At 42.5% G+C, this 24,703-nt stretch carries 26 protein-coding genes; 14 read left to right on the top strand and 12 right to left on the bottom strand.

Translation table 11 applies throughout. The features are described from left to right. Positions 1-132: 132 nt before the first annotated feature. On the bottom strand, positions 133-738 hold the full coding sequence (locus IQ230_RS03690; protein WP_193930732.1) for a hypothetical protein: 606 nt from the start codon (positions 736-738) through the stop codon (positions 133-135). 174 nt (positions 739-912) lie between these two features. Here IQ230_RS03690 and rpsD point away from each other — a divergent pair, with 174 nt between their 5' ends. After that, positions 913-1,521 (top strand): 30S ribosomal protein S4, encoded by a 609-nt coding sequence (gene rpsD / locus IQ230_RS03685; RefSeq protein WP_193930731.1) that lies wholly within the window; start codon positions 913-915, stop codon positions 1,519-1,521. Between the two features lie 190 nt (positions 1,522-1,711). On the opposite strand, the gene moaA is transcribed toward rpsD, so the two are convergent. Together moaA and IQ230_RS03675 are read right to left on the bottom strand one after the other, a co-directional pair. Then, positions 1,712-2,698: a GTP 3',8-cyclase MoaA gene (moaA, locus tag IQ230_RS03680; RefSeq protein ID WP_193930730.1), complete on the bottom strand. Its 987-nt coding sequence runs from the start codon at positions 2,696-2,698 to the stop codon at positions 1,712-1,714. A gap of 71 nt (positions 2,699-2,769) precedes the next feature. Continuing rightward, positions 2,770-4,236: an MFS transporter gene (locus tag IQ230_RS03675; protein ID WP_193930729.1), complete on the bottom strand. Its 1,467-nt coding sequence runs from the start codon at positions 4,234-4,236 to the stop codon at positions 2,770-2,772. A 341-nt stretch (positions 4,237-4,577) separates the two neighbouring features. Between IQ230_RS03675 and cbiD the strand changes: the two genes are divergently transcribed. The 9 genes from cbiD (at position 4,578) to IQ230_RS03630 (ending at position 11,380) form a co-directional block, all read left to right on the top strand. After that, positions 4,578-5,675, top strand: coding sequence for a cobalt-precorrin-5B (C(1))-methyltransferase CbiD (gene cbiD / locus IQ230_RS03670; protein ID WP_193930728.1), 1,098 nt, complete (start codon positions 4,578-4,580; stop codon positions 5,673-5,675). A 198-nt stretch (positions 5,676-5,873) separates the two neighbouring features. Next, positions 5,874-7,421: a glutamine-hydrolyzing GMP synthase gene (gene guaA, locus IQ230_RS03665; protein WP_228054562.1), complete on the top strand. Its 1,548-nt coding sequence runs from the start codon at positions 5,874-5,876 to the stop codon at positions 7,419-7,421. A 46-nt stretch (positions 7,422-7,467) separates the two neighbouring features. Continuing rightward, complete coding sequence (locus IQ230_RS03660) at positions 7,468-8,217, top strand: class I SAM-dependent methyltransferase (RefSeq protein ID WP_193930726.1); 750 nt, start codon at positions 7,468-7,470, stop codon at positions 8,215-8,217. 475 nt (positions 8,218-8,692) lie between these two features. Beyond that, entirely contained in the window at positions 8,693-8,872 is a 180-nt protein-coding gene (locus IQ230_RS03655) for a hypothetical protein (protein ID WP_193930725.1), read from the top strand. Between the two features lie 440 nt (positions 8,873-9,312). Then, a complete protein-coding gene (locus IQ230_RS03650; RefSeq protein ID WP_193930724.1) occupies positions 9,313-9,480 on the top strand; it encodes a hypothetical protein in 168 nt (55 codons plus the stop codon). A 77-nt stretch (positions 9,481-9,557) separates the two neighbouring features. Next, positions 9,558-9,800: a DUF433 domain-containing protein gene (locus IQ230_RS03645; protein WP_193930723.1), complete on the top strand. Its 243-nt coding sequence runs from the start codon at positions 9,558-9,560 to the stop codon at positions 9,798-9,800. Further along, the gene (locus IQ230_RS03640) at positions 9,784-10,158 is read left to right on the top strand and encodes a DUF5615 family PIN-like protein (protein ID WP_193930722.1); all 375 of its coding nucleotides are present in this window, start codon (positions 9,784-9,786) and stop codon (positions 10,156-10,158) included. The genes IQ230_RS03645 and IQ230_RS03640 overlap by 17 nt, the downstream gene beginning before the upstream one ends. A 145-nt stretch (positions 10,159-10,303) precedes the next feature. Continuing rightward, complete coding sequence (locus IQ230_RS03635; protein ID WP_193930721.1) at positions 10,304-10,879, top strand: Crp/Fnr family transcriptional regulator; 576 nt, start codon at positions 10,304-10,306, stop codon at positions 10,877-10,879. Between the two features lie 69 nt (positions 10,880-10,948). After that, entirely contained in the window at positions 10,949-11,380 is a 432-nt protein-coding gene (locus tag IQ230_RS03630; RefSeq protein ID WP_193930720.1) for an ester cyclase, read from the top strand. Positions 11,381-11,424: 44 nt separating this feature from the next. Here IQ230_RS03630 and IQ230_RS03625 read toward each other — a convergent pair whose 3' ends face one another. Continuing rightward, positions 11,425-12,345: a cation diffusion facilitator family transporter gene (locus tag IQ230_RS03625; RefSeq protein WP_193930719.1), complete on the bottom strand. Its 921-nt coding sequence runs from the start codon at positions 12,343-12,345 to the stop codon at positions 11,425-11,427. 165 nt (positions 12,346-12,510) lie between these two features. Between IQ230_RS03625 and IQ230_RS03620 the strand changes: the two genes are divergently transcribed. After that, the gene (locus IQ230_RS03620) at positions 12,511-12,858 is read left to right on the top strand and encodes a hypothetical protein (protein ID WP_193930718.1); all 348 of its coding nucleotides are present in this window, start codon (positions 12,511-12,513) and stop codon (positions 12,856-12,858) included. Between the two features lie 326 nt (positions 12,859-13,184). Here the strand turns inward: IQ230_RS03620 and IQ230_RS03615 are convergent, their stop codons facing one another. From IQ230_RS03615 to IQ230_RS03600, 4 genes are all read right to left on the bottom strand, one after another. Continuing rightward, positions 13,185-13,418: a DUF4327 family protein gene (locus tag IQ230_RS03615; RefSeq protein ID WP_015187198.1), complete on the bottom strand. Its 234-nt coding sequence runs from the start codon at positions 13,416-13,418 to the stop codon at positions 13,185-13,187. Between the two features lie 320 nt (positions 13,419-13,738). Then, the gene (locus tag IQ230_RS03610; RefSeq protein ID WP_193930807.1) at positions 13,739-15,295 is read right to left on the bottom strand and encodes a glycoside hydrolase family 3 protein; all 1,557 of its coding nucleotides are present in this window, start codon (positions 15,293-15,295) and stop codon (positions 13,739-13,741) included. Between the two features lie 57 nt (positions 15,296-15,352). Further along, entirely contained in the window at positions 15,353-15,787 is a 435-nt protein-coding gene (gene rbfA, locus IQ230_RS03605; protein ID WP_193930717.1) for a 30S ribosome-binding factor RbfA, read from the bottom strand. Between the two features lie 56 nt (positions 15,788-15,843). After that, positions 15,844-16,050 carry a DUF751 family protein gene (locus tag IQ230_RS03600; protein WP_193930716.1) on the bottom strand — a complete coding sequence of 69 codons (207 nt, stop codon included), beginning with the start codon at positions 16,048-16,050 and terminating at the stop codon, positions 15,844-15,846. Positions 16,051-16,272: 222 nt separating this feature from the next. Here IQ230_RS03600 and IQ230_RS03595 point away from each other — a divergent pair, with 222 nt between their 5' ends. Further along, the gene (locus tag IQ230_RS03595; RefSeq protein WP_193930715.1) at positions 16,273-17,103 is read left to right on the top strand and encodes a DNA adenine methylase; all 831 of its coding nucleotides are present in this window, start codon (positions 16,273-16,275) and stop codon (positions 17,101-17,103) included. A gap of 104 nt (positions 17,104-17,207) precedes the next feature. Here IQ230_RS03595 and IQ230_RS26370 read toward each other — a convergent pair whose 3' ends face one another. Continuing rightward, positions 17,208-17,363 carry a hypothetical protein gene (locus IQ230_RS26370; protein ID WP_228054552.1) on the bottom strand — a complete coding sequence of 52 codons (156 nt, stop codon included), beginning with the start codon at positions 17,361-17,363 and terminating at the stop codon, positions 17,208-17,210. 72 nt (positions 17,364-17,435) lie between these two features. After that, the gene (locus IQ230_RS03585; RefSeq protein WP_193930714.1) at positions 17,436-18,359 is read right to left on the bottom strand and encodes a metallophosphoesterase; all 924 of its coding nucleotides are present in this window, start codon (positions 18,357-18,359) and stop codon (positions 17,436-17,438) included. Positions 18,360-18,469: 110 nt separating this feature from the next. On the opposite strand from IQ230_RS03585, the gene IQ230_RS03580 reads away from it, so the two are divergent. After that, positions 18,470-19,384, top strand: a complete 915-nt coding sequence (locus tag IQ230_RS03580) for a hypothetical protein (protein ID WP_193930713.1) — start codon at positions 18,470-18,472, stop codon at positions 19,382-19,384. Between the two features lie 130 nt (positions 19,385-19,514). Here IQ230_RS03580 and IQ230_RS03575 read toward each other — a convergent pair whose 3' ends face one another. Both IQ230_RS03575 and IQ230_RS03570 read right to left on the bottom strand, forming a co-directional pair. Then, positions 19,515-20,204 carry an N-acetylmannosamine-6-phosphate 2-epimerase gene (locus IQ230_RS03575; RefSeq protein WP_193930712.1) on the bottom strand — a complete coding sequence of 230 codons (690 nt, stop codon included), beginning with the start codon at positions 20,202-20,204 and terminating at the stop codon, positions 19,515-19,517. 39 nt (positions 20,205-20,243) lie between these two features. Continuing rightward, positions 20,244-22,202, bottom strand: a complete 1,959-nt coding sequence (locus IQ230_RS03570; protein ID WP_193930711.1) for a sensor histidine kinase — start codon at positions 22,200-22,202, stop codon at positions 20,244-20,246. Between the two features lie 190 nt (positions 22,203-22,392). On the opposite strand from IQ230_RS03570, the gene cobN reads away from it, so the two are divergent. Next, positions 22,393-24,703 (top strand): cobaltochelatase subunit CobN (gene cobN, locus IQ230_RS03565; RefSeq protein ID WP_193930710.1); only part of this gene is annotated, 2,311 nt, incomplete at its 3' end.

Genomic DNA, 24,703 nt, shown 5'->3' with positions numbered 1-24,703 from the left:
CTCACCGCCGCTTATGTTCATTCCTGGGGTAGAGCTTGTAGGAGAGGGGTGAGGGGTGAGTGATTAGTTATGAGATTTGAGTTGTATAGAAAACAGTATTCTTCCTCTGCTCCCCTGCACCGAAGCTCTAACTCACGGAGTCACTGGCGTAGTTGGTAGGGGAGAAGGTTGTGCTGGTGGTACTGGGGTAACGGGTTCTGGAGACGTTTGAATCGCAGGCGTTTGGCTTTCTGGGATGAATGTTGGGGAAAGGTTTCCTAAAGGATCGCTAGCATCGATACAACTATCCATTGCTTGAACAGGCGTAAAATTAATTTCACTGCGTAAACCAACAACACACTCAGCAAAGCGTACTGGTAACAAGCTGCGACCGCAATAGTCTAAAACATTAGCAGGTTGTTCTTCGCTAGTCTGACTAATGCCGACAACACAGGTGGCTAACTCATCTTGACTTCTTACCTGTCTACACGTCGCCAAAGCATCAGCTGCAGCAATTTCTGTGCGTTGATCAATGCTTAATACACAGCTAGATAGCTCCCGAGGATTTAGTGCTGTGGCACAAGCATTAGCTGCTGCGACATCGGTAATACCAACACTTAGGAGGCGGGCAGTACAAACGCGAAAACTATTGCGGTAAGAAGTCGTAATTGTTGCGGCAACACTAGGAACACTAGTCATTGCAAGTACTGCGATCGCGAGTGGGGTAGTAGCGATTTGGATGTGCTTTCTTCTTGCCATATCACCTTTACTTAATTCAGTATTCTACAGCGATAAAACTTTATTTTCCGCTATATTACAGTCTGCAGCGGCATTTGATAGAGTTGAATTTACTCCAAACTTTGCCAATATGATTATTACAGATTTATAATGGTCAATTTGGGAGAAGTTTGACAAGGTAGTAAAGAGGAACCCATGTCCCGATACAGAGGACCACGATTAAGAGTTGTACGTCGTTTAGGAGAGTTACCAGGATTAACTCGTAAAAGCGCCCGTCGTTCATATCCACCAGGGCAGCACGGACAGAATCGCAAGAAACGTTCTGAATATGCTGTTCGTCTAGAAGAGAAGCAGAAGCTTCGTTTTAATTACGGTTTAACAGAAAAACAGTTGCTACGCTACGTCCGCCGCGCCAGAAGAGTGACTGGTTCAACCGGACAAGTGCTTTTACAACTATTAGAAATGCGTCTTGATAACACTGTTTTCCGCATGGGAATGGCTCCTACGATTCCTGCTGCGCGGCAACTGGTGAATCACGGTCATATTACAGTCAACGGTCGAGTTGTTGATATTGCAAGTTATCAATGTCGTCCAGGCGACGAGATTAAAGTTAGAGATCGCGAAGCTTCACGTAAGTTAGTAGAAGCTAACCTACAATATCCAGGACTAGCAAACCTTCCTAGCCATTTGGAGTTTGACAAAAATAAACTCGAAGGTAAAGTTAACAGCTTGGTTGAGCGTGAGTGGGTGGCGCTACAGGTTAATGAATTGTTGGTCGTTGAGTACTACTCACGTCAAGCATAAAAATTTTGGATTTTGGATTTTGGATTATCAACCTAGCGACTAAAGTCGCGGCTTAAAAGCAAAGTCCACCTTCGTGGACTAACAAAAATTAGTGTCTGAGAAACCTACGAAGGTAGGTTTTGTCTGATTAGCTGCGGTTTTAACCGCTAGGTTTTCAATAATCGCAGTCAATCCAAAATCTAAAATTGAGTTAACCGCCAATTTGAGACATTGTACGGCTGTAAGCGCCAATCGTCCCTGATTCACGTTGCTTGAAGTTAATTTCTGGTTTAATTGCTAAAAGTTGGCGTACTTCTTTGCGCAACTGTGCCATTTCTGTGCCAGTGCGTAAGGGTGTTTTAAGGTCGATTTGATTGCCTTCGTTGAGCAAGCACGGACGTAACCAACCATCAGCAGAAAGCCGCATGCGGTTGCAGCGATCGCAAAAACATTCTGACATCTGACTAATAAATCCTAATGTTCCTTTAGCACCAGGAATTTGAAAAACGTCTGCTGGACCATTACCACGCACTTGTGATTCGGTCAAGCCAAAAGCATCGCGAATTTGTTGGCGGAGTTCTGCGGAAGCAATCCAACCGCGATCGCCAAAGAGGTGGAAATTACCAATCGGCATAAATTCAATGAAGCGGACGTGCCATTCACGGTCAATAGTCAAAGCAGCAAGATCTAGAACTTCGCGATCGTTGACACCAGGAATGACAACGACATTCAGCTTTAAAGGATCAAAACCAACTTGATACGCAGTTCGAATGCCTTGCCAGACTTGTTGCCAGCGCGAACGACCGCGATTGCCAATAATTTGGTCGAAAGTGTCGGGATCGAGGGAATCTAAACTAATATTAATCCGCCGCAGTCCAGCATCGTAGAGAGCCTGTGCCATGCTTGCAAGTAAAAACCCGTTGGTTGTCATTGCCAGGTCTTGAGTTTGAGGAAAAGCAGCGATCGCGCGGACAATTTCTACTACACCAGGACGCAGTAACGGTTCTCCACCTGTTAACCGAAACCGCGTAAATCCGACGGGAATAAATACCTCCTGAATCAAGCTAAGTAGTTCCTCGTCAGTTAATAGCTGTTGCCGCAAAACATAATCTAATTCAGCACCCTCCGGCATACAGTATTGACACCGGAAGTTACAGCGATCGATTAAGCTGATCCGGAGGTAGTCTACTGCATTCATAGTTGCCAATAAGCTGTTAGCTGTTCGTTATTAGCTGTTAGCTTAGCGCTAATCGCTAGTTACCATTATTTCTATTCTGAACGATCGCTAATTTCTATAGCAGGAACAGGAGTCAGATGTTGCTTAAAGGGAAAGATATTGCGGACGATTTTGAGAACCGATTGACTGCGAGGTTCGCGGACAAAAACGAGCGGAAATAGCGCAATTAAGCGGACTAAAACTGAAAGTGCAAATAACCCAGGTAAGCCACCAATGACAGACAACTGCGCCAGAAAGCCGCCAGTGGTTGTGCCAAAAGCACCGCAAACTCCAGATATTGCTGCTGCGATCGCAAAATATTTAGAAGGGTGTTCAACAGGGGCAACTTCCATCTGAATATTGTTGCTACACAAATCAATCGCTGCCCAGGTTCCCCCGCTGAATATATGAATTAAGGGCAACCACAGCCAGCGCGAAAGCGAGTCAGCACTAGCCCCTAGCCAGAATATTGGTGTAATTGCAGCTAAAATTCCTACCAGAAGTAACAGTGGACGATTGCCTACGCGATCCGCCATCTTGCCCCACAACACCAGCATGACGAGATTTGCTCCAGCCGTCAAACTCGTGTAAGTTGTAACCCAACTTAAATCTAAATGTAAATTATCTAACAGATACAAATTAAAAAACGGTGCACTTAAGTTAACAGCAAATGTCCACAAGCCAAAGTAGATTAAAAATTTTAAAAAATTAGCGTCTTGAAAAATACTAGGCTGTAAACGGGAACTATCATCAACTACATTCAGAGTTTCTGCAGCTTTTGCCTTAGCTCGATAAGAAGCAGCATCTCTAGGCTGTAATGGATTTACATCTGCCATAAAAAACTGACATCCCAAACTAATTAACCCAGCAACGATACCTAGCAATAGCACTATTCCGTAACCTTGGATACTGCTATTGGGCCATGCTGAAACTGCGAAACCGAAGATTGGTACACTTAATAAAGTCGTGAGGCTACTTGCGCTATTGCGAAAGCCAAAATAGCGTCCGCGTAGGCGATGAGGAACTAACGCTGCCATCCAACTTACCCAACAAGAACTACCTAGGGCGTTGAGGATGTGCGTTACTAGGATCATACCTAGTGTCCAACTGACAAGTTGATGTAGATTGCTTCCTGACCAACATACCCAACCAATGCCTATCACCAAAATTAACCAAAGTAGCCGAGATACACCAAAAATACCCAAGCAATAGTTATGGCGGCTTGTGGTTCTGTCTGCAAAGTAAGCTCCTAAAGGTTGTAGTAAATTGACTATCATCGGAATTGATGAGAGCATCCCAATCTCTACAGAACTTGCTCCCAGTTGCAATAAAAAATTGGTAAGCAAGACGCCACTGGTAATACTAGAGAAAATCGCTGCAAAAACCCCATCCAGGGTTGACGCTTTGAGACTCGTCCGAATTTCTTGCGGAGAAATTTTAGGCGGTAGTTCGCCTGGCGCTACCACTAACGAGTAATGGTCTTCTCTAATTTCTACGGTAGGAGGAGAGATGGTTTCCACTAGGCATCATCCAAGCTTATACAGCGATCGCGGACTGATTTAGAGTAGTTCTTTCGCAGGATAAGCTGGTTAAGAATAGCTCAACAACAGTCCTCAGTAAGATACGTTTCTCAATCTATTGAAACAAAAAATAAAGATGTTATTCCCTCTTTCGTTAGTTACAATTACAAATCTTTGGAAGAAAAGGCGAGGAGGAGCCACTGTGCTATCGCGCTTCGCCGACTTGTAGCAAGTGGTGTTGATGAGTAGCTAGTAGCTAGTGAATAGAGAAAAACAAGCTTTCAGGGGTTAACACACATCTTAAAATTGCCTCTAGTCTACTTAGTCTTTCTTAACCAAAAATGCTCTTTCGTTCCGGATATACTTTGCCAGTTTTTGCTTGTGCAGCGGCGATCGCCGCTTTGCATTGGCTGCACAAAAAGCAAGTCATGACTTCGGTTGACGTTAATCTTATTCATCCTGCAGAAATTGTAGAAATTCCGATTGAGCAAGTTTCAGGTGTTCATCAAGGTGCGTTGGCAATCACTCGCAGCGATCCTGGTGATAACCTCGATTTAACTCGGAATACGCCGATTTGGGCATTGGTAGAACAGCGTGAGGAAGGGCAAGCGATCGCTATCCGAGGCGGTGAAGGAATTGGCAAGCTGGATGCAACAGGGGAAGCAGCTATTTATAGCTATGCACAGCAATTGTTCCAAGAAAATTTAGCGCAGTTACTACAACCAGGCGAAAAAATCACTGTCACGATTATTCTTCCCGAAGGAAGACAATTAGCTGAACGGACGTCAAATGCTGCGTTTGGTGTTGTCGAAGGACTCTCTTTACTGGGAACGACTGGAATTGCTCAACCATTGAGCGCTCCTGGACAACTAGAAGCCTTTCGCGAGGAATTACAGGCAAAACGTCACTTTGATTGTTTGGTGTTTTGTATCGGTGAAAATGGCTTGGATTTAGCAACTCAGTTGGGAATTGATCCTGAGCGATTAGTGAAAACTGCGAATTGGCTTGGACCTTTACTTGTGGAAGCAGCAGTACAGCAAGTCCCAGCTATTTTACTATTTGGTTATCACGGGAAGTTAATGAAACTTGCAGGCGGAATTTTTCATACACATCACCACCTTGCGGATGGACGTCGCGAAATTCTGACTGCGTATGCTGCAAATGCAGGTGTACCAACACTAGTGCTACAAACTTTGTTTACAAGTTCTACAGCAGAAGCTGCACTGAAGTATTTACAAGATGTAGATGCACAAGCAGGTAGCGATTGGGTAAATATTGTTTATAGTGCGATCGCTCACAGCATTGATCGACGCGCTCAAGAATACATTTTTAAACAAAGTACTCGCCAACTTCAGGTTGGTTCAGTGATGTTTGACCGCGATCGCCAAGTTATTGTCAAAAGTGAAATCGGTAGCACTTTATTAACACATTTGTGTTAACTTAAGAAAAATATATATTTTAGTATCCATATAATAGCTTTTTAGGGATCTATCGTCTGGTAGGTGTTTAATAGTACGTACTACCAAGATAGAAATTTTTAACCTTCGCCGCTGCAAACCTTCTTCATCGGGAATCCATCTGTGACTATCCAGACACAAACACCGCCTCAAACGACTTCAAAGCAGCTGGATCGCCAAATGATTATCATCTTGGACTTCGGCTCTCAATACTCTGAACTGATTGCCCGTCGCATTCGGGAAACACAAGTTTATTCAGAGGTGATTTCTTACCGCACCACTGCTGAGCAATTACAGCAACTTAACCCCAAAGGAATAATTCTTTCTGGTGGTCCTAATTCAGTTTACGACGTCGGCGCTCCGCAATGCGATCCCCAAATTTGGGAGTTGGGTATTCCCATTCTTGGTGTCTGCTACGGAATGCAGTTGATGGTGAATCAACTCGGTGGAAATGTCGTTCGTGCTGAACGGGGTGAGTATGGTAAAGCATCACTCTTAATTGACGATCCAACAGACTTACTGACAAATGTCGAAGACGGCACAATCATGTGGATGAGTCATGGGGACTCGTGTACCGCATTGCCAGAAGGATTTGAGGTTTTAGCGCACACGGAGAATACTTCTTGCGCAGCGATCGCCCACCATGAAAAAAAGTTTTATGGTGTACAGTTTCATCCAGAAGTCGTGCATTCACTAGGCGGAATGGCGTTGATTCGTAACTTTGTTTATCACATCTGCGACTGCGAACCGACATGGACAACGGAAGCTTTCGTCGATGAAGCAATTCGCGAAATTCGTGCCAAAGTTGGTGATAAGCGGGTATTGCTAGCGCTTTCTGGTGGGGTGGATTCCTCGACGTTAGCGTTTTTACTTCACAAAGCAATCGGCGATCAGTTGACGTGTGTCTTTATTGACCAAGGCTTTATGCGTAAGCTAGAGCCAGAGCGGTTAGTCAAGTTATTTCAAGAACAGTTTCATATTCCAGTAGAGCATGTCAAGGCACGCGATCGCTTTTTAGCGGCAATTTCCGGTGTCACCGATCCCGAAGAAAAACGCCGTCGCATTGGACACGAATTTATCAAAGCCTTTGAAGATGCTTCCAAGCGCTTAGGACCTTTTGATTATCTAGCACAAGGAACTTTGTATCCTGATGTGATTGAATCGGCAGATACCAATGTCGATCCCAAAACAGGGGAACGTGTCGCAGTCAAAATTAAGAGTCACCACAACGTCGGCGGCTTACCCAAAGACTTAAGATTTAAGCTTGTCGAACCACTGCGTAAATTATTTAAAGATGAAGTGCGCAAAGTTGGGCGATCGGTTGGTTTACCTGATGAAATTGTGCAACGACAGCCATTTCCAGGTCCAGGTTTAGCCATTCGGATTTTAGGCGAAGTGACAGAAGAGCGCTTGGAAATCTTACGCGATGCTGATTTAATTGTCCGTCAAGAGATCAACCGCAATAATATCTACAATCAATTATGGCAAGCGTTCGCAGTCTTATTACCAATTCGTAGTGTTGGCGTGATGGGCGATCAGCGTACCTATGCGTATCCGATTGTTTTACGTTTGGTTTCCAGCGAAGATGGGATGACTGCGGATTGGGCGCGAGTTCCTTATGACTTGCTAGAGACAATTTCTAACCGCATTGTGAACGAAGTTCGCGGCGTGAATCGCGTCGTTTACGATATCACTTCCAAGCCACCAGGAACGATTGAGTGGGAGTAATCAATATTGTTGTACGGTTCCCAACCTACTTGTAGGCGAAATTGATATGTATGACGACATTGCTAGTCTTTATCACCTTGTTTACCCCAACTGGAATGAAGCGATCGCAAAGCAGGGAACTGCACTCAACGGTGTAATTAGCAATTTCGTGGGTGCAGCCTCACAATCGATTCTTGATGTTTCCTGTGGTATTGGAACCCAAGCAATAGGACTCGCCACTTTAGGACACAACGTTACAGCATCTGATTTATCAGCAGCAGCCGTTGCACGGGCACATAAAGAAGCATTGTCACGCGGACTCGAAATGACCTTCAAAGTAGCAGATATGCGTCAGTGCGCCCAAACGCATGGTTCTGGATTTGATGTTGTTTTAAGTGCCGATAACTCCTTGCCACACCTTCCTGGGGAAGATGAGATTCGCGTTGCGCTTCAGGGTTTCTACCAGTGTTTGCGACAAGATGGAGTGGCGATCGTGAGCCTGCGCGAGTATCTTGAAGATGAGGATCGATCATCTCCGCAAATGTGGTCGTATGGGTTTCGTGATGACAAAAGCGATCGCTATTTTGTGTTTCAAACTCGTGATTGGAGTAACAATGCTTACGACGTTGCGATGTATTTTGTGCGTGAGGTAAAGCAAGGCATTCCTGCTAGCGTTACTGCTGGCTTATCTCGTTATTATGCGATTACCGTAGAGCGGCTAATGTTTCTATTTAGAGAAGTAGGCTTTACCGATGTCCAACGTTTAGACGGAATACTTCACCAACCAATCATCGTGGGTCGCCGTGTTGATATATAACTAAGGTGTTATACAGAAGAATTTCATTTAATACTATAAATGAAAATGAAGATGTTATACAGAAAAATTCTTGATAGCACCAAGGAAGACATGGAAGAATTCTACATAATGTTCCTTTATAAAAGGATTATGCAGAAAAAATCTGGATCATATCCAAATAGCGGCGTAAAAAAGAAAATTTCTGTATATTCTGACAGCAAAGGGGTGTAATGCTTACATATCTCTATTTAGAAAAAGATTACATAGAAACTAGACCTCCTGCATGAATCAAAAAATCATCGATGTCATTCTGAACGAAACGCAGTGCAGTGAAGCATCTCAGGAGATATTTCGCTACGCTCAACATGACAATTTTAAGTATTAGCGCAGGAGGTCTACTTTCCGTCTAATAAATAATTATGCCGCTTAGTCCTCGGTGGGGACAGTAGTTAAAGCTTATTGTTTTTTTAGTCCAATTAGTATCGAGAGGTGTGGCATGACGAACTCGAAGCGGATAGGAGGACTGCTGGGTCCAACCCTGATAGTAATGGTTGCTTCGGAGTTTCCGCTTGTTCAACCACACCTCTACAACGAACAGATCCCACCAGTCATCTACCTCTCTGGAGTCCTCATGTTCGTCGCGGGTTTGGCGATTGTGCGGTGGCATAACTTATAGCAACGTGACTGGACTGTGTTGGTCACGTCTTGCTGGCTCTCGGACTGCTCCGAATGTTCGCTGCTAGCATCTACCGACAGGCATCTAGCAACGCGAGTTCGCTCTTCTTCATGATTGTCGAAGGTATCCTATTCGCAATCGGGTTCTTGATGACTTGGAAGGCATACGCCCTCGACGAAAAGTAGCGCATCGAACTTCGTATCGATGTACTTGTTTCGTTCGTTCGACAGAAAGCCATTGAATTGATGTTGTGTCTAGAACATTGAGGTAACAAGAACGCAGCATAACAAGCCTGTTGGAGCGGACTATCGAAGATCTTGGTGTGGATGCAAAGATCGCTGATAGCTGCTCAACAGAGACGTTACGTCGCTTGAGTTGCGGGTAAGATCGCAACTTGAAAATTGTCGGTGAGATGCAAAAGTCGAGCTTAAACTGAAATCATGAGTTTTCCTAGCATCAACCATGAGCCGAATTATCTCAACTACCATAAAGTCCTGGGCGATCTACATCCATTCATTGCACTTGGTCTAGATTTGCGCGATCGCGGTCATGATATCGTGTTTGCCACTATCAAAGACTATTGTGCTAAATATGATAGTGAAGAATGAATATGTAAGCTTGTATTGTAGACATAACTTATCCTCATTGAAGGTTAAGACAATAATGAAACGTTGGAATTCCTCTAATGAGACTAGATCGTATTACGAGCAATCCAAAACGGATGAATGGGCAACCCTGCATTCGTAATCTTCGCCTTACGGTTCGTCGGGTGATTGAGCTACTAGCAACTTATCCTGATCGAGAAGAATTACATCAAGAGTTTCCAGAACTAGAGGATGAAGACATCCGACAAGCCCTGATTTTTGCCTCTTCCTACTTGGACGATCGCATCATCGAGCTTCCTAACTACTATGAAACTGTTGCTTGATCAGGGATTACCACTCTCGGCGGCAGCGTTGTTATGTGACGCAGGCATCAACACTATCCATGTTAGTGAGATCGGGATGTCTGAAGCTGAAGATGCAGACATCATCCAGAGAGCCAGAAACGAGGGGCGTATTGTTGCTACTCTTGACGCAGATTTTCATACACTGCTGGCACTTGATTTCTCAATCACTCCTTCAGTCATTCGTATTCGGATTGAAAGATTACGTGCTCAGGCACTCATGAATCTTTTGTTGATAGTAATCGCAGAATGCAAAGAGGACTTAGAACGAGGAGCAGCTATTACGGTTGAACCAAACCGCATTCGTATTCGTCGTTTACCGTTAGTGCCAGATGTCTAACAATCCCGTAGGACACTGACTGTATGGAGTCTCTTCATTGAGTCCAAAAGGTTACTAGCGGTAGGTAGAACGGGAACTTTTATTAGAAACTTATATTTTTAGGTATTGGTGGAAGCTTTGTAGATATGTTGGTAGTATAAGCTCAATGTATGAACCATTTTATGAATTTATTCAGCAGCTTTCGCCTGACTTCAAAATTGATGTTATGCGCATTGATCCGCTTCTAAAACCAAAAATAATTAAAAAGGGAGAATTTCTGTTTCAGGAAAATGATATTTGTGACTTTGTTGGTTTCACACTAAAAGGTTTTCTGAGAACCTTTTTTATAAAAGATGGAAAAGAGTTTACGCTGTTTTTTCACCCTGAACACCGACCTGTAGGTGATTATGAAAATTTTCGCAAACAAAAACCTGCGTGTTTCTCGTGTCAGGCGATTGAAGATTCTGAAGTTCTGATCGTCAATCATCAAGTATTTAACGCTTTTGAAGAATTACCTGACGGTCAAAAATTTTTGAGACTTCATGCAGAGAATCTTGCGTTTATGCTACGAGATAAATTGCTTTCTCTTTTTAGAGACTCACCCGAACAGCGCTATCTTAACCTTATTCAAACCGAATCCGAATTGCAGCGCATACCTCAATATTATTTAGCATCATATCTCGGTATAGAGCCAGAATCACTCAGTCGATTGAAGCGGAGAATTTACCAGAAAAAATCTTAACCCAAGTCAATGCGAGTCACGAGCTTTGCAAAGTAAATTTGCAAGAGAACCCTTCAAAAAGAACCGGCAATGTCGTTGGAACAAAATAAAATTATCGTTTTGCAAGCCTACGAAGCTTTTGATCGAGGAGATATCGAAACAGGTAAAGCGTTAATTTCTCCAGATATTATTAGCTGCGTGATGGGAAGTTATGAACTTAAAGGAAATGATGCTTTCTTTGAGTATGCACTAAGAATGCGTGATGCTTTTCCTGATGGTCGCCACACGTTTAAAGATATCATTGCAGAAGGCGATCAGGTTGTTACTCGTGGAATATTCCGTGGAACTCATTTGGCAGAAATTATGAGTATTCCCCCGACAGGAAAGCAAGTGGCATTTTCAGTCGTTCATATTGATCGCGTCATCAATGGTAAAGTTGTAGAACATTGGGGGCAAGCTGACATAATGGCTTTAATGCAACAATTAGGTTTGGTAAACTTTCCAGCACTACATGCAACTTAATTCTTAAGCAGCGATCGCACTCTAGCAACTTAATAACTCAAAGCTTATGATTTAGCTTCATAACCGATGCGATCGCTTTGATAATTTGGTGGCTCAATATGAATAGAAATACGTACAGGGCTAAATTTTTCTATCAGCTTCGCTTCGACTTGTTCAGTTATTTTATGGGCAGTTTCGACGTCTATGGCATCGACAATTAAGTGCATTTCAATAAATACTTGTCGCCCGACAACACCTCTAGAAGCAATATCGTGACAGTTAATGACACCAGGAACTTGCATGACAAGTTCATAAATTGCTTCAGGTGCGATCGCCATTTCATCGACGAGCCAAGGTAGGTTTTCTTTTAGTACTGACCAACCACTTTTAAATACTAATAACGCTACCGGAAAAGCGAAAGCAACGTCTAACCATTGCAGTTGTGGCAAATTTAAAATATTTCCTTGCCATATACCAACTAATCCAGCAATTACCGTAATTGTTACCCAAACATCGCTCATTGTATGTTTAGCATCAGCAATCAAAATTGGACTACCTACTCGTTGACCGACAGTGCGTTCGTAGAAGGCAACAAAGATATTAATTCCGAGTACAATTAACAGTAACCATAACTCTGACGAAGATATCTGCACAGATTCTCCACCATTGAGAATTCGCTCAACTGCACTTTGAAGAATTTCAAAACAAGCAATACCTAAAAACGCAGCAATTCCTAGCGCGCCTACGGCTTCAAATTTGAGATGTCCGTACGGGTGATTGCGATCGGGTTGTGGAGAAGAAAAGCGACTGGCAACTAACCCTAAAATATTATTGGCACTATCTGTCACACTGTGTAATGCATCAGCCTGTAAGCTTAGAGAACCAGTCCACCAACCTACTATGGCTTTTAATGACATCACCAATAGATTGAGTATCAGCGTGATAAGCAACACCTTCCGCACAGTTGCGCGGTTATCTCTGACCATAGAATACTAATTCGTAATTCCGTAGTTGTTTGTCTATATGTTGTAGTTAGGAATTGTCTGATTAATACATATATATTAGAAGTTTTGGTGGAAAGTAGCCTGTGTATTTAAGAAACTGCGCTGTAACAGGTAATATAAAGTAGCAGGTTTGGATAAATTACGCTTATGTCCCCAAAGCTAACTTTAAACTTGGTTGAGGGTTCTGTTTCTTTTAGTTTCTCACCACAAGCTGCACGCGAGTTACAAAGTGCGATCGCACAATTGATGCAAAGTCTTAAAGCTGTTAGCACTAAGGTCACTTCTGGCACTAAAGCTACTCCACAACAGCCTTTAGAATATCGTTACACTGGCGAAATCTTTCTAGAGATTTTTTGTAATCCCAATATCTGGGCTACACCTTTTGCCGCTAAAGTGTTGATTACGCTACGCGATCCTCATATTCGTCTTACTACTGAAGCAGAATTAACTCGAATTACTGAAGATCTCAATTTTTATTTAGAACAGGTAAGTTGAATTATAGCTATAGTTTTTCTGTTTAAGTTCTAAACATCCAATTAAGGCTGCCGATAGTTAATGATTAATTTTTGATGGAGTTCTTGCGTCCACAAATCATTTAGAAGGGCGATAGTGAGGCAAGCTGCTGCAGCGTTACAACTCTGTTGCAGTCTACCTAGTTTTATGAAAACTCCTCAAATAAAAAATTGTTCTGCCTAACTACTTTTTGGCAAAACAATCAAAGAATGTAGAAAAATTCTATGTATTTATTGTGGTCTTTATCTGAAGTTGATAATAGAGCGATCGCAACGTTCTATATTTACTTTTCTAGCAGCTTAAGCGATTTAATCGTTATCCCATTCCTCATGTCCTAAGAGATCGCCAATGCGATCGCGCAGCAGGAAGTCGCACTTTTCTAGTTCTCCTTCCAAACAAACCCATTCCCGTGGGGGAATAAACTGGCACAACGTGTAGATTGGTTGTTGGCGGCTGATTACTCCTTTTTGCACCAAACGCCGCACCTCGTCTTGAATCACATCTAACGAGTACCGAACAGGTGGCAATGTATTCACACTCATGATTTTTAACCCAGGAAAAATTAGGGATATAGTATTCAACTCTCTATTTCGATCTTGATAATCTTGGCAGTAACTTTAGTTTTTGTATTTTACTATACTGATACTTTTTCTATTTTCGTTTCTTCTTTTCTATTATAATATTAATAAATGTTGCAAGAGTCAAGAAAGCGTGACAATTTCACTTATAAAGTTTTTAAGACAAACCATAGTAAACGTAGAACTACGCTAATCTAGTCTAGCGTTAAATAGAGTATCATCCTGAAATACTACCTTTAGATAGAAGTGTACGCTAAAAAAAATCTATCTATTGATAGAAAGCGTTATAAATTGAATAACGTATTCATGATTGTTAACTGAGCAGCAGGTATTTGCCCATAGGAGAATAAGCAAGGCGTCGTTTTAGGCAACGCTGGTAAAAACTCCTGCACTACATAGGGACTACCGTAAACGATTAAAGCTTGTAAATTGTCCGATTGTAATAATCTCTTAAATAAGTCCTGGGCTAATTGAGTTAAACCAGCACTACCTCGAAATGGATTACCACGAATGAATAGTTGTAACAAAGTAGCTTGATTGCTCTCAAAGGCTGTAGCTGAAGTATGACAATCGATCAGTTCAGTTATATAGCCTAATTGTTTCGGAATCGCGATCGCTGGGCTAATCTCACTTAAAAAAGTGCAGTTGAGGAGATTATCCACAACTACTAAGTTGCGTAAAGCGCCAGAAGTCACATCCACATTGATAGGGACAGAACCATAAATAACCTGTGCTGCTTGCAAAATGTTGTTAACTATCCCAAATGCTGCGGGTTGAGCTAATTCTTGTAGTGTAGGCATAGGATACTCAACCTGCTGTTTAGCTTGCCAGATGCGCTCTACTGAAGTCCGAATTCGATCTAAAGAAATGCGATCGCTCTCAACTGCGTGACAAACAGCTTGGATTGCGGCTTCGGGTTCAGGTGGCATTAATAAAATATCTGCTCCCGCTTCTACGGCTAATACTGCAGCTTCTTCACTTCCGTAGCGGTTGGCGATCGCTCCCATAACTAAAGCATCAGTCACAACTAATCCATCAAATCCCAGCTGCTTGCGCAATTGTTGAGTTAATATCTTTGGCGAGAGTGTTGCTGGATATTCGCTATCCCAAGCGGGAATGAGCAAATGGGCACTCATGACAGCATCAACACCAGCAGCGATCGCGGCTTGAAATGGTGGTAATTCGATTTTTGCTAATCTTTCAGGCGAATGTGGAACGACAGGTAATTCGAGATGAGAATCTGTTGCCGTATCACCGTGTCCTGGAAAATGCTTTGCTGCGGTGAGTACAGGGTATTTTTTAGCGCCTTGAATAAAAGCTGTTGTTAATTGACTAACAATTTCTGGCGTTTCTCCAAAGGCGCGAACGTTAATTACAGGGTTGGCTGGATTGTTATTGACGTCTACTACTGGTGCTAATACCCAGTTGATGCCAATTGCTAACGCTTCTTGCGCAGTCACAGCCCCCATTTGCGATGCGTATTGTATGGCAGCATTGAGATCTCGCTGTGCGATCGCACTCAGTGCCATTGGTGGAGGAAACTCTGTAGCACCCGAAAAACGTTGTCCGACGCCTTCTTCAATATCTGCGGCAATGAGTAAAGGAAATTTTGCCCAATTTTGGAGTTGTTGCGATCGCAGCGTCATTTCTCCCGCACTACCTCCCAACAAAATGACACCACCAACACCAATTTCTAGCCAATACTGCAACTTAGCTGCAGGGGGTTCCCACTGTGGGTACTGAATTTGATGATCGAATAAATAGCCAGAGGCGCGAACGACAATCATTTGGGCGACTTGTTCGGCTAACGAAAGGCTATTGATATCAGGAAGCGATCGCATTACGGTAAATGTTGAATAAAGTATGTCCTGTAGTGGCACAGGCGTCTTGCCTGTCGCTTAAGTATCCTCGGATTTAGTATCGAATTCACTATCAAACTGATCGAAATCCTCTTGTGTTGCTACTGCATCATCAATTTGACGATTTTGATTAAGTTGGTTAATCAGCGATAAAACTCTATTACCGCGCTCAATTGAACGATCTTCTTGGAAGACAATTTCTGGCGTTCGCCGCAAGCGGACTCTTTGTCCTAATTCACTGCGGACGTATCCAGTTGCAGACTTTAAGCCAGCCATTGTTTCTGCTCGTGCTTCATCAGTACCATAGATACTGACAAAAATTTTGGCGTGTTGTAAATCGCCCGAAACATCAACATCAGTTACGCTAACCATTCCTGCACCCACGCGATCGTCTTTGATATCGTGGATTAGCATTTGGCTAACTTCGCGTTTGATTAATTCGGCAACGCGAGAAACGCGACGACTAGTAGCCATTTCTGTTCTACTTCCTCACTATATGTTGTCTTTAACCTATTCTTTCTCGCTCTCGCTTAAATCGGATCTATCCCTAGCATGGCACGCAGCGTAAATGTGACAAAAACAATCGTCCCAATCAATACACCAATAAGTGCGATCGCTGTGACTGGACGCTTGAATAGTGGCGCTAGTGGTGCAAATGCGTTTAAAAAGATACCCAGGATAATAGTAATAAAATAACGAGGGTAGCGCGAGATGTTTTGCCAAAATCCATCAAACATCTTGTGTTATTGAGGTAAATTTTGATAGGTTTCTTATTTGATTAATATTATATGACAATCAGATTTAATTATGAAGACTTCTTTTAACGACCCACTCCCGACACAGAGAATGGAAAAAGAAAAATACCTGTGATTGTTCTATTACCGGCATTATAATATGAACTTATTAAAATATTTCTCAAATTTAATTTTGTCTTTAATATTTAAAATGCGTTTTTATTAATGTTGAATCAAGAATCTAGCTATCCAAAACCCTTTCTGAAATGGGCAGGTGGAAAAAGTAAGTTAATTCAGCAATATACTTCTTTATTTCCACAGAAAATTAATAATTACTATGAGCCTTTTTTAGGTGGTGGAGCAGTATTTTTCTACTTATATAATAATTATTCACTTAGTTATGCAGACCTCTCAGACATTAATCCTGAGTTAATTAATACATACTTATGCATAAAACACGATGTTGAAGCCGTTATTTCTTTATTAGAACAATATCAAAAAAAACATAATAAGGAATATTACTACTATATGCGCTCTTATAATACAGACAATTCTGTAGAGCGAGCCGCGCGGTTAATTTATTTAAATAAAACTTGCTTCAATGGTTTATACCGTGAAAATTCTAAAGGTGAATTTAATGTGCCAATAGGGAAGTATAAAAATCCGCAGATTTGTAATTCAGAATTACTGCGTGTTGTAGCGAAAGCACTACAAGTTGCTCAAGTAGAAGTAAAACCGTTTGAAGCAGTTTTGAACTATGCTAAAAATCATACAGATTTTGTGTACTTCGATCCTCCTTATTATCCTCTAAGTGATACTAGCAACTTTACTGCTTACAGTCGCGATCCTTTTAATAAAGACGATCAGATTAAATTGAAAGATGTATGTGTAGAGTTAGCTCAAAGAGGAGTAAAAGTGATGCAATCTAACTCGGATTGTCCTTTTATAAGAGAACTCTACAAAGATTTCAAAATATATGAAATCAAGGCTGCTAGAGCAATTAACTCAAATGCTAACAAGCGGGGTAAAATTTCAGAAGTATTAATTACTATCTAACAGATATTTTTATTAGCCCATGCAACAAAGCTTGCTAAAGTATGACTAAAGTATGAACTGCAAGTAGATTTTGATTCAAACCAACAACTTGTTTGTGCTTTTAACTAAGAAATAGCTCCAGGCTTCATGCCTCCACCATCAATTAATATAATAGTTGGTTCTGGATAGCAAGTAGGAATATATCCGCGATCTAGTAAAGTTCCTTCAACAGTTTTTTCTAAAACATTACCGGATGTATTTGCTTTGGCTCCTTGGGACACTTTACTCTCAACTAATTATCATTCTCATACCCTTTATAGTTCCCAAAATATCTAATAAAAATGCTTCTGTGCTTACAATTGAACTATACCTTTATCAAAAACCTGATGCTTGGTATCGATAGCAGAAATTTCGATGCGATCGCGATACACTTCATAAGCAGCAAAACTTAATTTTTCAGCAGAATGTTTTGTCCATTCTGAACGTCCTACTGGGCGCACTCCAGCACCTGCTCCACAAGTTAAATACATTGTACCATTGATTGCACGAGTACGTTCGTAATTGTGATCGTGTCCATTGATATATAACTGCACATTGTATTTTTGAAATAGTGGAGTTAAGTTTTTGATGAATTCTTGATTTGTGCCGTAATGACCAGAAGAATAAATTGGATCGTGTCCAAAAACAACTTTCCAAGCTGCATCACTGCGGCTCAGTTCAGTTTCTAGCCAAGGTAATTGCAATTTCCAATCAGCATTTTTATTGGTGTCTAAAGCAAAGAATTGCACTGCATCATGCCGGAAAGTGTAGTAGCGTCCTTGCATATTAAATCCTGGATATTTGACTTGAGGATCGCCATTGGCAGTACGAATATCGTGATTTCCTAGACAAGCACGAAACTTAACGCCTTGTTGTAACAAGGGTTCATAAGGACGTTCAAAAACTGCACCTATTTTCTCAATTTCTCCATCGTTATAAATATTGTCTCCAGCTAAAATGGCTAAGTCAAAAGCATTTTGTTTGTGATGTTGTGTCATTGCTTGCGCAACAGCATATTGCCCTTTGGCACCAGTTCCTGTGTCGGCTAATGAAACAAATCGTAAAATTGGTTCGGATGTGAGTGGTTGAGCTTGAGACACTAAGTTGAAATCAGAAGTGCGTTGGCGAAGCCTACACGAAGTGTATTCGCTGCTGTGACTCTGCATTTTACCTAGCAAAGCCAAACCGAAACCACCAACACCACTGAAAAATACAAACTGACGACGTTTGAGAGGCATAATCACACCTTTGGGGAATCAAACCTCACAATGATAGATTAAGGCTGAGTAGGCAGCAACGTCAGAATGAAACTTAATTGATGTGTAATCTACTGCCTTAGTAGCGAGTGATGTCACAAACACCCAATCCACAACCGCCATCGTCTCAACCACAAGAACAAGTCACTTCCAATCTAGGGTTCGTGAAAAAGCAGAGTGTGAGAGTGCTGCGTGGGACAATTAATGTCTTAGAAAAATTAGTAACAAAGCTTGAAACTGAACCAACAGTACCCACTACGCCATTCTGGAAGCAACTGCAACGCGGATGGAGTAAATTTTTAGCTGGAATTCGTAATTTCTTACCTGGAAATGCTTCACTATCAGATACAGCACTGACGGGTATTATTGCTGGAATTGTTGTCATTGTAGTAGGAACAACAGTCTTTTTCTTAGCACCGAAGTCACCACCGCCAGAAGTCGCGGAGGTACCACCAGTACTTATTCAAGAGGAACCAGAACCACCACAAGAAGAACCTGAGCCAACCATACCACCGCAAGCAGTTGCAGAAGCGCCACAACCAGTTACAGAACCACCACAAGAAGAACCTCTGCTAATACCTGCGCCATCAGAATTAGTTGCACCAGAACCACCGCAAGCAGTTGCAGAAATTCCTTCACCTGTCCCCTCAGAAACAGCACCTTCTGAGCCAATTATCGAACCTATGCTACCTGTTATCGAACCCACACCTGAACAGAGTTTGATTGCAGCAATTGAAAAGCAAGTTGCAGAAGTTAGCGATCGCTATGGTGATGGTATGATTCAATCGCTTCAAGTTAATTTTCCGGCTAATAGTCTCACTGTGAAATTAAAGACTGATTGGTACAATCTAGAGCCATCACAACAAGACAAATTAACCGCACAAATGTTTCAGCGAGCCAAGGAACTCGATTTTATTTACTTAGAAGTTGTCGATCCCCAAGGAAGTTTACTCGCACGTAGCCCAGTTGTCGGAGAAAATATGGTGATTTTGAAACGACAAGCATGAATTTAGTGTTGAGTTAAGAAAATTCTTCTAACCCAAAATTCAAAACTCAAAATAATTGCCTCCCAACTATGAGCGCTTTCCAAAAATCTTTAAGATTCAAAACTCATAACTCAAAACTCATAACTAATCACTAGCTGATCGCGGATCGATATGCCTTCACTAAAGAATCGATTCCAGTAATGGCTGTACCGACAACTACAGCGTAGGCTCCTAAATCGAGTGCTTGACGTGCCATTCGGGGAGAAGAAATACCGCCTTCACAAATTGCTGGAACTGCGAGTTTTTCTACCATTTGTGTCAGGAGTTCAAAGCCAGGAGGAGATAAATGTGTAGTTTCACTTGTGTAGCCGTAGAGAGTCGTTCCCACAAGATCTGCACCCGCAGTGACAGAAGCGATCGCCGCTTCCATCGTATCGACATCTGCCATCACAGGTTTGCCAAGTTCTTGATGAATTTGTTCAATTAAGGAAGTCAGAGTTTCTCCCTCTGGGCGTTGGCGTTGCGTGGCGTCAATGGCAATAATATCTGCTCCAGCTTGGGCGATCGCTACTGCATGGTGGAACTGCGGCGTAATATACACGTCGTAGCCTGGTATTTGTTGTTTCCATAGCCCAATAATAGGTACTGTACAGCGCTGTCTTACTGCACTAATGTGTTCAGGTGTATCAATTCTGACACCTACGGCTCCTTGATTCGTAGCCGCCTGAGCGATCGCCGCAATTACCATCGGCTCATGCAACGGTGAGTCAACCGGAGCTTGACACGAAACAATTAAACCTTGCTTAAGCTTTGCAACTACACTGTTAAACTCATGTATCATATTATACTTCTAAAAAATCTAACATCTAGCCACTAGCAGCTAGCCACTCACTGGCAACCAAACTGTGAAAACTGAACCATTACCTACAACCGATTCGACTTCAATGCGCCCTTGATGCAGTTCTACTAAGTGTTTGGTAAGGGCTAAACCAAGCCCTGTTCCTTCATATTGGCGACAGTAGGGTGTATCTAGCTGCTGAAATTTCTCAAATAGTAGCGATAACTGTTCTTCTGGAATACCAATGCCTGTGTCTTCAACCTGAAAGACTGCCGTGTTTTGCTCTAGCCAAGCCCGTAATGTGACTTGTCCTCCAGCTGGAGTAAATTTTACCGCATTACTTAAAAGATTCCACAGAATTTGTTGCACGCGCTTAAGATCTGCGGTGATGCGATCGCATGACGCATCAATTCTCAAATCTAAATTAAGGTCAACAGCTTGCTGTGCTGCAACACTAATGAAAGATTGCAAGCTAGTTTCAGCAATTGATCTCAAGGAAAACTCGCTTCTGTCTAAAATTGCTTTGCCTGCTTCGACCTCTGATAATGTCAAAATATCATTGATCAGAACTAGTAAATGTTCGCCGCTATTGTGGATAGTTTGTAAATATTGACTCTGACGCTCGGTTAATTTACCCAATGGCCAGCGTAATAGTGTCGCGGATAATCCGATAATACTTGTCAGTGGCGATCGCAATTCGTGACTCATCGTCGCCAGAAATTCGCTTTTCGCACGATTTGCAGCCTGCGCAGCGATTAAAGCATCTTGGAGGGCTTGGGTACGTTCTGAGACTCGTTGTTCGAGTAATTGCTTTTCTCGTGTTAAAGATTGCATTAACTCGGCTTGGTGAATAGCGATCGCCAGTTGTTCGGCAATTCGTTGTAATAAATTTTTTTCACTGTTGCGCCAGTTGCGATCGCTACATTGATGCGCGATGAGTAAACCCCACAGCTTCTCTTGAAAGACTATTGGTGCTGCTAGCTTTGCCCTTACTTGGCTCTCGCGCAAAAACTCTAAAAGACACTGTGACAAAATGTATGTCTTTTCTATATTGTCTACGGCAAGGGTAAAGCCTTTACGATACTTATCCCAACATTGCGAACTTGGTATAAAACAACCTGCTTCGCGGTAGTTCAACATAGAGGGGATTGATTCTGCTGCACGGGCTTCATACACCACACACCCAGAATGTTGCCAGGTATTGCTATGGTGCAGCACCTGTGATGAAGCAGTTCCTTCCTGATGGCTATCCGAGTCGCGAGCGCTATCTCGTTCAAACTGATAAATTATTAAGCGATCTAATTGCAGAAAATCACGGACATGATTAACTGCTGTAGAAAGAATGACTGATAAATCTAAACTTTGACGAATTTGATTTGTGAGTTGGTTTAACAACCGTTCGTGAGAAATCTGCTCTTTGAGAGCATTTTCTACAGGTTGACAGACAGATACGTAAGGATATTCAGTTTGCGGTGCGATCGCCTTCTCTTCAGTAAAGATAGATAATAGTAAGAGCGAAAAGTAACTTTGCAACTTAGCATCATTTGGTTGCAAGCTTTGACAGTACTGAGCCAGAGTTTGGTAAGCTTGGGAATCGTGCTGAAGAGTACTGCCCAGTTTTTGCAAGAAACGAGCGATCTCATCTTGATCAAATGTTAAAGTGGCATCAATTGAAGACTCTTGCTGAGCAGATAGTAAAAATTCGCTAGGTAGTGATGAATCTCCAGCATCGTTAAAGTCTTTCATCTTGACTGAATTGTGAAGGTTTGGTTTTTCAGGTTCCTCTTGAGATCCCAAAAGCAGCGCACTAAATCCCTGAGATATGATGACGATAAATTGCTGCTTCTTCTGAGAAACAGGAATTGATAAGAGAATGTCTTGTGTCAGCACCACAGCTTCTGTTTCTGCGACTTGAGCCATCTGATGCAACAACTGCCTGAGTTGCTCAAAAATTGCCAAAGGCAAAGTGCCATGAAAGCTCAAATCTTCAGGATGGAACATACTCTAAGGTTTAATTAAATCTTGGCTAAATTGCTCTCCACGGCAGCTTTTCTTCCTGTTGCAAGTTATCTAGCAATGGTCAATAGGGTTAAGACATTATCAAGGTTCAAAATCATTCTCCAAATAGCTTTTAATCCTGACCTCTGACCTCTGATATAAAACTACATTATGCATTTTATAAGACAACGTTATGCATCGTATTAATGCCACACCAGGAGGTTGGAATCCTCAATCAGAAGGCGTAATTTTTTTAGAGCAGACTCCAGCACCAATCGTGTTTCTAACTGCTGCTGATACTGATATTCAAACCATAGCAGCCGCGATCTCGAAACTACCAGTGGGGTTTCCTGCACTGCGGGTTGCTAATTTATTACAGCTGCAGCAACAACTGACAATTGATACCTACGCAGAGGAAGTATTAGAAAAAGCTCAAATTATTATTTTACGGCTACTTGGAGGACAATCTTACTGGGCTTACGGCTTAGAAGTGGTACAGGAAACCGTACAGCGTACAGGTGCATCGCTGATTGTCATTCCTGGAGACGATGTTCTCGATCCTAATCTAATTGAACATTCTACAGTTTCTTTAACCGCTGTTAACCAAATCTGGCGCTACTTTAGTGAAGGCGGTGTAGAAAACATTGTCAATGGCTTGCAATTTGTCTGCGATGCGTGTTTGGAAACTAGCTATTATCCGCTGCAGCCTCAAGTTATACCGCGTGTGGGTTTCTATGAGGGATCGGGTATCAGGGCTTGGGGATCAGAGGAAAAGCCTAGAGTAGGGATTTTATTTTATCGCGCGCATTATTTAGCGGGTAATTTGAATGTAATAGATGCTTTTTGTCAAGCATTGTGGGAAAGAAATTTAGAACCTATACCGATTTTTGTGTCTTCTTTGCGCGATCGCCTTTTGGTGCAAGATGAGCTTATTTCTTATTTCCAACCAAAAGAAGAACCGCAAATTCAACTATTGCTAAATACAACGAGTTTTTCACTAGCGCGATTAGAAGCAACGCTGCAATTAGATTTTTGGGAAAAACTAGATGTTCCTGTGTTGCAGGCAATTTTGAGTAGTGGTTCTGTCGATGTTTGGGAAGCCCAATTTCAAGGGCTTTCACCGCGCGATATGGCAATGAATGTTGCACTACCAGAGGTGGATGGGCGGATTATTACCCGTGCAGTTTCGTTTAAAGCTGTGCAAACGTGGAATTCTGATTTAGAAACGGATGTTGTTGTTTATGAACCACGGTGCGATCGCATTGCTTTTGTTGCAGATTTAGCCGCGAGTTGGGTGCGGTTGCGGTTGTCTCCACCACACGAACGACGAATTGCGCTGATTTTGGCGAATTATCCGAATCGCGATGGGCGTCTAGCGAATGGCGTGGGGTTGGATACTCCGGCAAGTTGTGTTGAGATTTTGCAGGCTTTGCAAGATGCTGGGTATCAGGTGAAAAATCCGCCGCAGAGTGGGGAAGAGTTGATGCAGCGCTTGACGAGTGGGGTGACGAATGATCCTGAGGGTAGGGAATTGCGTTCGGTGTTGCAAAGCGTGAGTTGGCAGGAGTATGGCGAGTATTTTGCAAGTTTGCCGTTGGAGGTGCAACAGGGGATTGCTGGGCGGTGGGGGGAAACGAATCACAGAGGAACAGAGGAAGCGATCGCGGTTCCTGGGATTAGTTTGGGTAATGTGTTTGTGGGAATTCAGCCAGGGCGGGGTTATGATGTTGACCCAACTTTGAATTATCATGCTCCTGATTTGGAGCCTACTCATGCTTATTTGGCGTTTTATTATTGGGTACGAGAATGTTTCGGTGCTGATGCGGTGGTTCATGTAGGGAAGCATGGCAATTTGGAGTGGCTACCAGGAAAGAGTGTGGCTTTGTCGGAGAGTTGTTATCCTGAGGTAGCATTCGGTGCTTTACCACATTTGTACCCGTTTATTGTGAACGATCCTGGTGAAGGCTCGCAAGCTAAGCGTCGCGCTCAAGCTGTGATTTTAGACCATCTGACACCGCCGTTGACTCGTGCAGAATTGTATGGACCTTTGCAGCAGTTAGAGGGATTGGTAGATGAGTATTATGAGGCGCAGAGTTTAGATCCGGCGCGGTTAACACTAATTCGCGATCGCATTCTCAATTTAGTTCTGCAAGAAAATCTCTACCTCGATCTTGGTGTCGGGAGTGATGAACAATTAAGCATTAGCAACATTGATGGCTATCTCTGTGAACTGAAAGAATCCCAAATTCGCGATGGTTTACACGTTTTTGGTCAGTGTCCGCAAGGAAGACAACTGTGCGATTTGATTGTTGCGATCGCCCGCATGCCAAGTAGCGATCGCATAGGACTCACTCGCGCAATCGCCCAAACTTGGGGACTAGATTTCGATCCTCTCACCACAGATCTTAGCCAAAAGCTCTCTGCAACCGAAATCGAGTTACTCTCAACAAAAACACAACAACCCTGTCACACTGTCGGCGACGCTGTAGAAGCCCTAGAAAACC

This window comes from Gloeocapsopsis crepidinum LEGE 06123 (genome assembly GCF_015207655.1).
GTDB classification, from domain to species: domain Bacteria; phylum Cyanobacteriota; class Cyanobacteriia; order Cyanobacteriales; family Chroococcidiopsidaceae; genus Gloeocapsopsis; species Gloeocapsopsis crepidinum.
Note: the sequence above shows the minus strand (reverse complement) of the source record. Positions and strands in the feature narration are given on the sequence as shown.

What these genes read in the sequence shown, in the direction of transcription:
- IQ230_RS03690 (WP_193930732.1), bottom strand. Translation starts at nt 738, where the DNA reads ATGGCAAGAAGAAAGCACATCCAAATCGCTACTACCCCACTCGCGATC.
- rpsD (WP_193930731.1), top strand. Translation starts at nt 913, where the DNA reads ATGTCCCGATACAGAGGACCACGATTAAGAGTTGTACGTCGTTTAGGA.
- moaA (WP_193930730.1), bottom strand. Translation starts at nt 2,698, where the DNA reads ATGAATGCAGTAGACTACCTCCGGATCAGCTTAATCGATCGCTGTAAC.
- cbiD (WP_193930728.1), top strand. Translation starts at nt 4,578, where the DNA reads ATGCTCTTTCGTTCCGGATATACTTTGCCAGTTTTTGCTTGTGCAGCG.
- guaA (WP_228054562.1), top strand. Translation starts at nt 5,874, where the DNA reads ATGATTATCATCTTGGACTTCGGCTCTCAATACTCTGAACTGATTGCC.
- IQ230_RS03660 (WP_193930726.1), top strand. Translation starts at nt 7,468, where the DNA reads ATGTATGACGACATTGCTAGTCTTTATCACCTTGTTTACCCCAACTGG.
- IQ230_RS03655 (WP_193930725.1), top strand. Translation starts at nt 8,693, where the DNA reads ATGACGAACTCGAAGCGGATAGGAGGACTGCTGGGTCCAACCCTGATA.
- IQ230_RS03650 (WP_193930724.1), top strand. Translation starts at nt 9,313, where the DNA reads ATGAGTTTTCCTAGCATCAACCATGAGCCGAATTATCTCAACTACCAT.
- IQ230_RS03645 (WP_193930723.1), top strand. Translation starts at nt 9,558, where the DNA reads ATGAGACTAGATCGTATTACGAGCAATCCAAAACGGATGAATGGGCAA.
- IQ230_RS03640 (WP_193930722.1), top strand. Translation starts at nt 9,784, where the DNA reads ATGAAACTGTTGCTTGATCAGGGATTACCACTCTCGGCGGCAGCGTTG.
- IQ230_RS03635 (WP_193930721.1), top strand. Translation starts at nt 10,304, where the DNA reads ATGTATGAACCATTTTATGAATTTATTCAGCAGCTTTCGCCTGACTTC.
- IQ230_RS03630 (WP_193930720.1), top strand. Translation starts at nt 10,949, where the DNA reads ATGTCGTTGGAACAAAATAAAATTATCGTTTTGCAAGCCTACGAAGCT.
- IQ230_RS03625 (WP_193930719.1), bottom strand. Translation starts at nt 12,345, where the DNA reads ATGGTCAGAGATAACCGCGCAACTGTGCGGAAGGTGTTGCTTATCACG.
- IQ230_RS03620 (WP_193930718.1), top strand. Translation starts at nt 12,511, where the DNA reads ATGTCCCCAAAGCTAACTTTAAACTTGGTTGAGGGTTCTGTTTCTTTT.
- IQ230_RS03615 (WP_015187198.1), bottom strand. Translation starts at nt 13,418, where the DNA reads ATGAGTGTGAATACATTGCCACCTGTTCGGTACTCGTTAGATGTGATT.
- IQ230_RS03610 (WP_193930807.1), bottom strand. Translation starts at nt 15,295, where the DNA reads ATGCGATCGCTTCCTGATATCAATAGCCTTTCGTTAGCCGAACAAGTC.
- rbfA (WP_193930717.1), bottom strand. Translation starts at nt 15,787, where the DNA reads ATGGCTACTAGTCGTCGCGTTTCTCGCGTTGCCGAATTAATCAAACGC.
- IQ230_RS03600 (WP_193930716.1), bottom strand. Translation starts at nt 16,050, where the DNA reads ATGTTTGATGGATTTTGGCAAAACATCTCGCGCTACCCTCGTTATTTT.
- IQ230_RS03595 (WP_193930715.1), top strand. Translation starts at nt 16,273, where the DNA reads ATGTTGAATCAAGAATCTAGCTATCCAAAACCCTTTCTGAAATGGGCA.
- IQ230_RS03585 (WP_193930714.1), bottom strand. Translation starts at nt 18,359, where the DNA reads ATGCCTCTCAAACGTCGTCAGTTTGTATTTTTCAGTGGTGTTGGTGGT.
- IQ230_RS03580 (WP_193930713.1), top strand. Translation starts at nt 18,470, where the DNA reads ATGTCACAAACACCCAATCCACAACCGCCATCGTCTCAACCACAAGAA.
- IQ230_RS03575 (WP_193930712.1), bottom strand. Translation starts at nt 20,204, where the DNA reads ATGATACATGAGTTTAACAGTGTAGTTGCAAAGCTTAAGCAAGGTTTA.
- IQ230_RS03570 (WP_193930711.1), bottom strand. Translation starts at nt 22,202, where the DNA reads ATGTTCCATCCTGAAGATTTGAGCTTTCATGGCACTTTGCCTTTGGCA.